General features: G+C 63.8%; 7 protein-coding genes and 1 riboswitch. Of the genes, 5 read left to right on the top strand and 2 right to left on the bottom strand.

Annotated features, from left to right (window positions below; genetic code table 11):
* Positions 1-1,411, bottom strand: a 1,411-nt coding sequence (locus WBB85_RS20180; protein ID WP_432640379.1) for a Hint domain-containing protein, incomplete at its 3' end; no start/stop codon positions are given.
* Positions 1,412-1,700: 289 nt separating this feature from the next.
* Here WBB85_RS20180 and dapE point away from each other — a divergent pair.
* The 3 genes from dapE to WBB85_RS20165 all read left to right on the top strand — a co-directional run bounded on the left by dapE (position 1,701) and on the right by WBB85_RS20165 (position 6,609).
* A complete protein-coding gene (gene dapE, locus WBB85_RS20175) occupies positions 1,701-2,849 on the top strand; it encodes a succinyl-diaminopimelate desuccinylase (protein ID WP_432640378.1) in 1,149 nt (382 codons plus the stop codon).
* A 146-nt stretch (positions 2,850-2,995) separates the two neighbouring features.
* A complete protein-coding gene (gene rnr, locus WBB85_RS20170; protein ID WP_432640377.1) occupies positions 2,996-5,251 on the top strand; it encodes a ribonuclease R in 2,256 nt (751 codons plus the stop codon).
* 101 nt (positions 5,252-5,352) lie between these two features.
* Complete coding sequence (locus WBB85_RS20165; RefSeq protein ID WP_432640376.1) at positions 5,353-6,609, top strand: lytic murein transglycosylase; 1,257 nt, start codon at positions 5,353-5,355, stop codon at positions 6,607-6,609.
* A 38-nt stretch (positions 6,610-6,647) separates the two neighbouring features.
* Here the strand turns inward: WBB85_RS20165 and WBB85_RS20160 are convergent, their stop codons facing one another.
* A complete protein-coding gene (locus WBB85_RS20160) occupies positions 6,648-7,151 on the bottom strand; it encodes a GNAT family N-acetyltransferase (RefSeq protein WP_432640375.1) in 504 nt (167 codons plus the stop codon).
* 65 nt (positions 7,152-7,216) lie between these two features.
* Positions 7,217-7,326: riboswitch (TPP riboswitch) on the top strand.
* Positions 7,327-7,366: 40 nt separating this feature from the next.
* Here WBB85_RS20160 and WBB85_RS20155 point away from each other — a divergent pair.
* Together WBB85_RS20155 and WBB85_RS20150 are read left to right on the top strand one after the other, a co-directional pair.
* Positions 7,367-8,362: a thiamine ABC transporter substrate-binding protein gene (locus WBB85_RS20155; RefSeq protein WP_432640374.1), complete on the top strand. Its 996-nt coding sequence runs from the start codon at positions 7,367-7,369 to the stop codon at positions 8,360-8,362.
* A gap of 23 nt (positions 8,363-8,385) precedes the next feature.
* The gene (locus WBB85_RS20150; RefSeq protein WP_432640373.1) at positions 8,386-9,927 is read left to right on the top strand and encodes a thiamine/thiamine pyrophosphate ABC transporter permease ThiP; all 1,542 of its coding nucleotides are present in this window, start codon (positions 8,386-8,388) and stop codon (positions 9,925-9,927) included.
* Positions 9,928-9,955: the final 28 nt, after the last annotated feature.

Genomic DNA, 9,955 nt, shown 5'->3' with positions numbered 1-9,955 from the left:
GGCCGGGCAGGTAGCTTTCCGACGGCAGACCGGCGGAATAGATGACCTGATGCCGGTCAAACAGTAGATGCACATATTCGACTGTCCCGCCGGTCACGATCTGGACCGAATTGCGGTTCACCAGATCTTTCGCGGCAACCAGCACCTCGGCCTCACCGAACAGCAGTTCCGCCTGCATATGCCGGATCAGAACGCGGTGTTGGGGCGAAACCAGCAGCGTATCGTGATTGCCGAAGGTGCCGGCCTCGATCCGGACCGGCGCGAATGTGCCATCGGCGGGCACGACACGCCGACCGATCCAGCGCAGGGGTTGCGGGCCATCGTCATGCGTGAGGACAAGGTCCCCCGGCGTCAGGTCCTCGACCGGGATCTGGCCCTTTGACGTCGCGATGAGCGTACCGGCGACAAAGCAGGGGATCGTCGCGATCGTGACCATGCCGGTATCGGTGGCACCGGTCGTGCTTTCGACGTCATAGGTAAAGTGGAACGTATCGGCATCGGTATCGGCCAGAACCGTCAGCGTTCCGTCAGCGTTCAACGTGATGCTGTCGCCCGAAGGCAGGATCACCGTCTGGCCCGCTGTAACCGCGACACCGTTGATATGGGTGATCGTCAGAGAACCGGCGGTGCCGTTCTGATCGTTCGCCAGCACATCCAGCGTCTTGGAATGATCAACATAGATCGACTCACTGTCAGCAATCGCCACCAGCTCTGTCTGGGTCGAGTCCCCCGCGATGAGCAGGTTTGAATCGTATTGCGAATCGGCGACATCGGCCACGCCGATCCGGATCGAATTCACAACGCCCGGATTGACCGGGATCGTCAGCGTCATGGTCAGCGTGAAGCCGTCCATCTCGGTGTTGTAGGCGTCCCCGGTATTATCGACATAGAGGTTCGAGCCGGTGTTGATATTGCCAACGCTCGGATCGCCGTTGCCGACGGACAGCGGAACATGGGTGCCGTTGATCCAGACGCCAACCATATCGTTGAATTGCGAGCTTGCGTATTCGGGATATTCCTCGGACGAAAAGACGAATTGCATCGTCATCACATTGCCGGTCGGGATGAAATCGACATTGAGGATCGAGGCATCATAGGTCTGCGTTCCGGCCAGCGCGTTGAACTGGCTGTCATTGTCGATGCCGCTGGTATTCGTCGAGGTTCCGGTCGCGCGGTTGGGATCACCCGAAGATTGCGTGAAACTGCTGGCAAGGCCGGTGGAGAGGATCACTCCGGTATCTGATGGTGTGACCCCCGGCGCAAGCGCATCACCATCGGAATAGATCGCAGATGACCGGCTGTCGCCCTGATAGGACGCGCCGACAACGGTGACCCCATTGCCGAAAATCGCGTTCGCCATCTGCAGGGCGGTCGCGTTGATATTGTACCCGAGCTCTGCTCCGGTCGCCATGCCTGCCTCCTGACCCTTGGAGGCTGTGCAAACGCAAGTGACAGGGTGATCCCCTGTCTGTTCTGCTGCTCGATCCGGACGATTGGCGTTCCGGTCGCGTTTGCCCTGCCCCGGGTCTTTTTTGTTGTGGTACAAACTATGTCCGTTGCCGCATCGTTTGTGAATCCCCTTTTTGCAGGCAGATTCGCAGTGCCTGCTGCCGGGTGACGCATGCGCAACAGTCCGGCGCATTGAAGGTGCTGGCCTTTGGCGCTAGGGCTTGGGTCGGAATTGCAAGGAGCCCTTTGACGTGACTGACCCCGTCGATCCCGTGCGTCTGACTGCCGATCTGATCCGCTGCCCCTCGGTCACGCCCGAGGAAGGCGGGGCGCTGGTGCTGTTGCAGGACCTGCTGACGGGCGCGGGGTTCGACTGTCATCGGGTGGATCGGAACGGCACACCGAACCTTTTCGCTCGCTGGGGACGGCAAGGCGCGAACCGGACCTTCGGTTTCAATGGTCACACCGATGTCGTGCCGGTGGGTGATGCCGATGCCTGGACGCGCGACCCGTTCGGGGGCGAGATCAGCGATGGCTGGCTCTGGGGCCGGGGGGCAACCGACATGAAGTCGGGGGTCGCCGCCTTTGCCGCGGCGGCAGTGGATTTCGTGCGGGAAACGCCGCCCGATGGCGCGGTGATCCTGACCATCACGGGTGATGAGGAGGGGCCGGGCAGGGATGGCACGCTGGCACTTCTCGACTGGATGGCAGAGCGGCAGGAGGCGATGTCGGTCTGCCTTGTTGGTGAGCCGACCTGCCCCGAACGGATGGGCGAGATGATGAAAATCGGTCGGCGCGGCTCGATGTCCGTGACCTTCACCGCCGAGGGGGTTCAGGGCCATTCCGCCTATCCGCACCGCGCAAAGAACCCGCTGCATGCGCTGGTCCGGCTGTTGGACGGGCTGGCTGCCGAACCGCTGGACGAAGGAACCGAGCATTTCGATGCCTCGACGCTCGCCATCACCACGATCGATACCGGGAATACGGCGACGAATGTCATTCCGGCGCGGGCAAGCGCCCGCGTCAATATCCGCTTCAACGATGCCCATACCTCGGAAACCCTCACCGCCCGGCTGCGCGCGGCGGCATTGAAAGTGCAGACCGAGACCGGCGTGAACTTCGCGCTCGATGTGCAGGTCTCGGGCGAAAGCTTCCTAACCCCGCCAGGCGATTTCGTGCGGCTGGTAGCGGCTTCGGTTCAGGCCGAAACCGGGGTTGCGCCTGTGCTCTCCACCTCAGGCGGGACGTCTGACGCGCGCTTCGTCAAGGACCACTGCCCGGTGGTCGAGTTCGGGCTGGTCGGCAAGACCATGCATCAGGTGGATGAGAGGGTGGAGGTCGAACAGATCGGTCAGCTGAAGGCGATCTATGCCCGGATCCTGAAGGATTACTATGCCTGACCCTGCCCGTAAGGTGGGTTTAAACCCACCTTACATTGAAAAGAACGTTCCATAACACGGCTGTATGTAAGGTGGGTCTGGACCCACCTTACCCGTCCGCGCGCTTTCCGCATGACGGCGCCTTTCGGGCGTGCTAGCTCGTGCACATGGCCCGTATTCCTTCCAAAACCGAAATTCTCGACTGGATCGCCGACAATCCCGGCCTGACCGCCAAGCGCGATATCGCCAAGGCGTTTGGCATCAAAGGGTCGGACCGGATCGAGTTGAAGCGGGTTTTGAAAGAGCTTGAGGCTGAAGGAACGCTGGAACGCAAGCGCAAGACCTATCGCGACCCTGACAAGCTACCCCCCGTCACGATCCTTACCATCCTGCCGCCCGACCGGAACGGCGATCAGTTTGCCCGCCCGATGGAATGGCAGGGCGAGGGGCCGGAACCGCGTGTCCTCTTCAGCGCGCGCAAGGCTGACGCGCCGGTGGCAGAGGGCGACCGCATCCTTGCCCGCGTCAATGAGGTCAGGGGTGAGGATTACCAGTACGAGGCGCGTCTGATCCGCAAGATCGGGGCGAACCCGCACAAGGTCATCGGCATCTTCCGCAAGGCGACCGAAGGCGGGCGCATCCTGCCCATCGACAAGGGCTCGGAAAAGGAATGGCTGGTTGCCGCCGATGCGACACAGGGCGCCAAGGACGGCGAACTCGTTGAGGCGGAGCAGGCCGGGCCGAAGGGCCGCATGGGCTTGCCGAAGGCGCGGATCATTGAACGGCTCGGCGATCCTTCGGCGCCGAGGGCCGTGTCGCTGATCGCCATCCACCAGCACGGCATCCCCGACGATTTTCCCGATGCGGTGATCGAGGAAGCGGACCGGATGAAACCGGCGGCGCTGGGCGACCGCGAGGATCTGCGCCATCTTCCGTTTGTCACTATCGATCCAGCCGATGCCCGCGACCACGACGATGCCTGCTATGCCCATGCGGATGAGGACCCGAAGAACGAGGGCGGTCACATCGTCTGGGTCGCCATCGCTGATGTCGCCGAATATGTCACCCCCGGCTCGGCGCTGGACCGCGAGGCGCGGCATCGGGGCAATTCGACCTATTTCCCCGACCGCGTCGTGCCGATGCTGCCTGACCGGCTCTCGGGCGATCTATGCTCGCTGCATGAAGGCGTCGCGCGGGCCGTGCTTGCCGTCTGGATGAAGCTTGATGCGAAGGGCCGCAAGATCTCCCATCGCTTCACCCGCGCGATGATCAAATCCGTCGCCAGCCTGAATTACACTGAGGTACAAGAGGCGCAGGACGGAGACCCGAATGAGCGCTGCGCGGATCTCCTGCCCGAGGTGATCGCACCGCTTTACGCCGCCTATGAGGCGACGAAGACCGCCCGCGCGATGCGCCAGCCCTTGGGCCTTGACCTGCCCGAACGCCGGATCGAACTGACCGAGGAGGGTGAGGTCAAATCCGTCGCCTTCAAGGACCGGCTGGATGCGCACCGGCTGATCGAGGAATTCATGATCCTCGCCAATGTCGCCGCCGCTGAGGAACTGATCCGGCTGCGCCGCCCGCTTCTGTTCCGGGTGCATGAGGAGCCCTCGCCCGACAAGCTCGACGCGCTGCGCGAGGTCGCGGTGGCTTCGGGTTTCACGTTGGCCAAGGGGCAGGTTCTGAGGACCGAGCATCTGAACAAGCTTCTGGCGCAGGCAGAGGGCACGGATTTCGATGAGCTGTTGAACATCTCGACGCTGCGATCGATGACCCAGGCCTACTACAATGCCGAGAATTTCGGGCATTTTGGCCTGGCGCTGAAGAACTACGCGCATTTCACCTCGCCCATCCGACGCTACAGCGACCTGATCGTGCATCGGGCGCTGATCCTTGGTCATGGTTGGGGTGAGGACGGGCTTTCCCCTCAGGATATCGAGATGCTGGAGGAAACCGCCAAACATATTTCGGATACCGAGCGCCGCTCGATGGCGGCCGAACGCGATACGACCGACCGCTATCTGGCCTCGTATCTCTCTGAACGGGTGGGCAATGAATTCACCGGCCGCATCAGCGGCATCGCCCGCTTCGGCCTCTTCGTGAAGCTGGATGAGACGGGGGCGGACGGGATGATCCCGATCCGCACTTTGGGGCGCGAGTTCTTTCACTACGACCAGAAAAGCCAGACCCTGATGGGCGCCGATACCGGCACGGTGATCGGCATGGGTCAGCGTGTGTCGGTTCGGCTGGCCGAAGCGGTGCCGGTGACCGGCGGGCTGATGCTGGAACTCTTGGAGATCGAAGGCGCGCCGATGCCTGCCGGGGCGCCCTCGCGGCGTGGCAAACCCATCGGCCGCCGCGCCGGTGCTGCGCGCATCAAGGCGGGCAAGACCCGGCGCAAGGTCGAACGTCGTCGCAAATAACCGCCGCGCGCGGAGCCCCGCCCATCCGCAACTGCCTGCTTTTCCGAATGACGTGGTCACGCTAGAATTCGGCCAACAAGAAACGGACAGGCAGGTGCGATATGTTGAGACAGGCTCGGATCGCGACCCTTGCGGCGCTGCTTCCGGTGATGGCCGGGGCCGCCGGGATCACGCCACAGCCCCCCGAAGCGCAGGATACGATTATGGGCGGACCCGAAGGGCAGGTGCAGGTCACGGCCAATGCAGGCTTTGACCAGTGGATCGCAGGATTCCGCAACAGGGCCACGGCGCAGGGCATCCGTCAGGATGTGCTCGACCGGGCCTTCGACGGCATCGGTTACAACGCCGATGTGATCCAGAAGGACCGCAACCAGAGCGAATTCACCAAGACGATCTGGGATTACCTCGACAGCGCGGCCTCGGACACAAGGATCGCCAATGGCAAGGCGGCGCTGAAGGCGAACCGCGACCTTCTGGAGCGGATCGAAGCGGCTTATGGTGTCGAGAAAGAGGTCGTGGTCGCGATCTGGGGGCTGGAAAGCGCCTACGGCACCTTTCGCGGCTCGACCCCGATGATCGCGGCGCTGGCGACACTTGCCTATGACGGTCGGCGCGGCGCGTTTTTTGAAAGCCAGCTGATCGCGGCCCTGAAGATCGTGCAGGCGGGCGATGTGGACCCGCGCGCCATGACCGGAAGCTGGGCCGGGGCGATGGGGCATACCCAGTTCATTCCGACCTCGTATCTTGACTATGCGGTGGATTTCACCGGCGACGGCAAGCGTGACATCTGGTCGGATGATCCCACAGACGCGCTGGCCTCCACGGCCGCCTATCTGGCCGGTTTTGGTTGGCAGAAGGGCCAGCCCTGGGGGGTAGAGGTGCGCCTGCCCGAGGGCTTCGACGTGGAACTGACGGGTGAGCGGATCAAGAAATCGCCCGCGGACTGGGCGGCTTTGGGCATCCGCGACATGGCAGATCAGATGGTGCCGGATCACGGCCCCGCCTCGATCCTCTTGCCCGCAGGGGCGAAGGGTGCCGCCTTCATGATCTTCCAGAACTTCCATGTGATTGAGCGCTACAATACTGCCGATGCCTATGTGATCGGCGTCGGCCATCTTGCCGACCGAATCCGTGGCGGCGCCTCGATTCGCGCCGGTTGGCCACGAGAGGATCGCGCGCTGCTTTTGGCGGAACGACGCGAATTGCAGGAACGGCTCACCAGTGCAGGTTTCGACACACAAGGCGTCGATGGCAGGATCGGCCCCAATACGATCGCGGCGATCCGGGCGTTCCAGAAGGCGCGCGGGCTTCTGCCCGACGGCTATGCGAGTCTGGACGTACTTAAGCGGCTCAGATGAAAGGACCCTGCCGGTCTCTCGGGACATTGGTGATAAGGTCATGTTTCAACGGTGTCCCGAACGTTTTGAAGTGGCATTTTTAGCCGGTGGCCGACCTCCACGAATCCCTCGCGCCGGTAAAAGGCCAGCGTCCGCGCCCATTCAGGTTGCTCCGGCGCGCCGACCTCGATCCGGTGCCAGCCACGCGCACGGCCTATGCGTTCCGCTTCGGCCACCAGACGGGCGGCCACGCCCTGCGACCGCATTTCGGGTCGGACATAAAGCTCGGTGATTTCGCCGAACCGCCCGCCCGCATAGATCGCGGCGCAGTCGTTCAGCATGAGAAGGCCGACCGCTTCGCCCTCCCGCAGAGCGGCAAGGCCGGTCACCGTGTCCAGCGCCAGCACCTCGTCCGCCGTCGCCGTCAGGGTAGCGATGTCGGCAGGCTCTCCGGGCGCGAATTCCTCCAGAAGGCCCGCGATCATCCGGGCAACCTCTGCCGCAGCTTCGGGCCCGACGCGCCGAATCTCAAGGCTGATGCTTCGCCTCCATAATTTGATCAAATTATTCGCAAACTATCCTGTGGCGTCAAGCCACCTTGCGGGCGCCGGGGCCTGCATATAGGAATGGCGCCACCTCGGGGTGTCCCGGATCTGATCCGGGACTGAGATGCAGAAACGCGGACCCGTTGAACCTGAACCGGTTAGAACCGGCGGAGGGAAGGTCAGGCGCATGTGCCAATACCATCTCCGCCCGCCTGACCATTGGAGGACGAGAGATGAAGAACACCCTGTCTCCGGCCCTGATGATCGCGGGATGCCTTGTGGCCAGCCAGACGCTGGCCGCAGACGCACCCGAACTGATCGTCTATGCGCCGGATTATTTCGGATCGGAATGGGGCCCGGGCCCGGCCATCGAGAAAGGCTTTGAGGTCATCTGCGCCTGCGATCTGGGCTTTGTGACTGGCGATGTGATGTCGCGGCTGAAGCTGGAAGGCGAAGGGACCGAGGCAGACGCCGTCATCGGTCTGACCACCGATCAGACAGCCGCCGCCCGCGCAACGGGACTTTTCGCAGCCCATGGCAAGGATCTGTCGGGCCTCACCCTGCCGGTGGACTGGACAGATGACGTCTTCGTCCCCTTCAACTGGGGCGAAACCGCCTTTGTCTATGATAAGACCCGGCTGGCCGAGCCCCCTGCAAGTTTTGCGGCTTTGCTCGATATGCCGGATGACGTGAAGATCGTCATTCAGGACCCGCGCAGTTCTGTTTCAGGTCTGGCTCTTGTCCTCTGGATGTCCGAGGTTTTCGGCGACGATGCCGAGGATGCCTGGCGCAAGCTGAAGCCGAAGGTCCTGACCGTGACACCGGGCTGGTCCGAGGCTTACGGTCTCTTCACCTCGGGCGAGGCCGACATGGTCCTCTCCTACACCACATCGCCCGCCTATCACATCATCGCCGAGGGGGACGATACCAAGGCTGCGGCGATCTTCCCCGAAGGGCACTATTTCATGACCGAACTGGTCGCCAGGATCGGGTCCAGCGATCAGCCGGACCTGGCCGATGCCTTTCTCGATTATGTTCTGTCCGACGATTTTCAGGGCATGATCGCGACCGCCAACTGGTCCTACCCGGCCCGTGAAATCGAAGGCAGCCTGCCGCCGGAATTCGCGGCACTTCCCCGCCCGGAAAAGACCCTGTTCCTGCCCGAAGCAGAGGCAGAGGCGCGGCGCGAAGCGGCCATCGCCACCTGGCTGAAGGTGATGAGCGAGTGACGATGCGAGCCCCGGCACGACATATGAGCCGGGCGCTTCGGACCGGCGCGGGGCTTGCCGCCGCGCTGGTCCTTACCCTTACCCTCGGCACCCTCGGCGCGGTCCTGACCCGCGCCGAGGGCTTTACCGGGCTCGGCCCTGCAGACTGGTCGGCCCTGCGCTTTACGATCACGCAGGCGGTGGTCTCGGCGGCGCTGAGCCTGTCGCTGGCGATCCCCGCCGCACGGGCGCTGTCGCGCCGTCGGTTTCCGGGGCGCGGGCTTCTGATCACGCTTCTCGGCGCGCCCTTCATCCTGCCGGTCATCGTCGCGGTGATGGGCCTTATCGCGGTCTTTGGCCGCTCGGGTTTCCTCAATGACGGGCTTGCCGCCCTTGGGATTGCCCGCATCTCGATCTACGGCTTTACGGGCGTCGTTCTGGCGCATGTCTTCTTCAACCTGCCCTTGGCGGTCCGGCTTCTGCTGCAAGGCTGGCTCGATATCCCCGCCGAACGCTTCCGTCTGGCGGCGGCCCTCGGTTTCGGCCCCGGTGACATCGCCCGGCATCTGGAATACCCGATGCTTCGCGCCCGGGCGCCGGGCATCTTCGTCACAATCTTCCTCATCTGCCTGACGAGCTTTGCCGTTGCCCTGACCCTCGGTGGCGGGCCGAAAGCAACGACTGTGGAACTCGCGATCTATCAGTCCTTCCGTTACGATTTCGACCTTGGCCGCGCCGCGATGCTGGCGGGGGTCCAACTGGCGCTCTGCGCCTTCGCAGCGCTGCTCGCCGCACGTTTCACCCTGCCATCGGGCTTTGGCACCGGGCTCGACCGGCCAGTTGCGCGCTGGGATGCGAACAGCCCCATGCTCAGGGCGCAGGATGCCGCCGCCCTGATCCTGACGAGCCTCTTCCTTCTGACACCGCTCCTTGCTGTCGTAATGACCGGCCTGCCGCGCCTCGGCGCGCTGCCCGCCCCGGTCTGGCAGGCGGCCCTGCGCTCCCTCCTCGTCGCAAGTGCCTCGACGTTGACCGCCATCGCCCTTGCCCTGCCGCTGGCACTGGCCAGCGCCGCGAGGCCCGGACGGAGTGGGTTGGAGACCATTGCCATGCTGCCGCTCGCCACCTCGTCCCTCGTGACCGGCACCGGGCTCTTCCTCCTCCTGCGCCCCCTCGCCAGCCCCGGCGATATCGCGCTTGCCGTCACCGTTGCGGTCAATGCCGCCATGGCACTGCCCTTCTGCCTTCGCGCCCTTCTGCCCGCCGCGCGGGAACTGGAAGCCGATTACGGCCGTCTTGCCCACAGCCTCGACCTGACCGGCCTTGCGCGGCTCAGGCTTCTGACCCTGCCGCGCCTGCGCCGTCCGCTGGGCTTCGCCGCCGGGCTGACGGCGGCCTTGTCCATGGGCGATCTTGGCGTCATCGCGCTTTTCGCCGATGAAGACAGCGCCACCCTTCCCCTACAACTCTACCGCCTGATGGGCGCTTACCGGATGCAGGACGCAGCCGGGGCTGCTGTGTTGCTCCTCGCCCTCAGCCTCGCCCTTTTCTGGGTGCTCGACAGGGGAGGCCGCGCTGGTGCTTGAGCTTCAGGACATCACCATCACGCAATGC

This window comes from Albidovulum sp., assembly GCF_049646345.1.
In the GTDB taxonomy this organism is placed as follows: Bacteria; Pseudomonadota; Alphaproteobacteria; order Rhodobacterales; family Rhodobacteraceae; genus Albidovulum.
The sequence above is the reverse complement of the archived record's forward strand: the minus strand, read 5'-3'. Positions and strand labels throughout refer to the sequence as shown.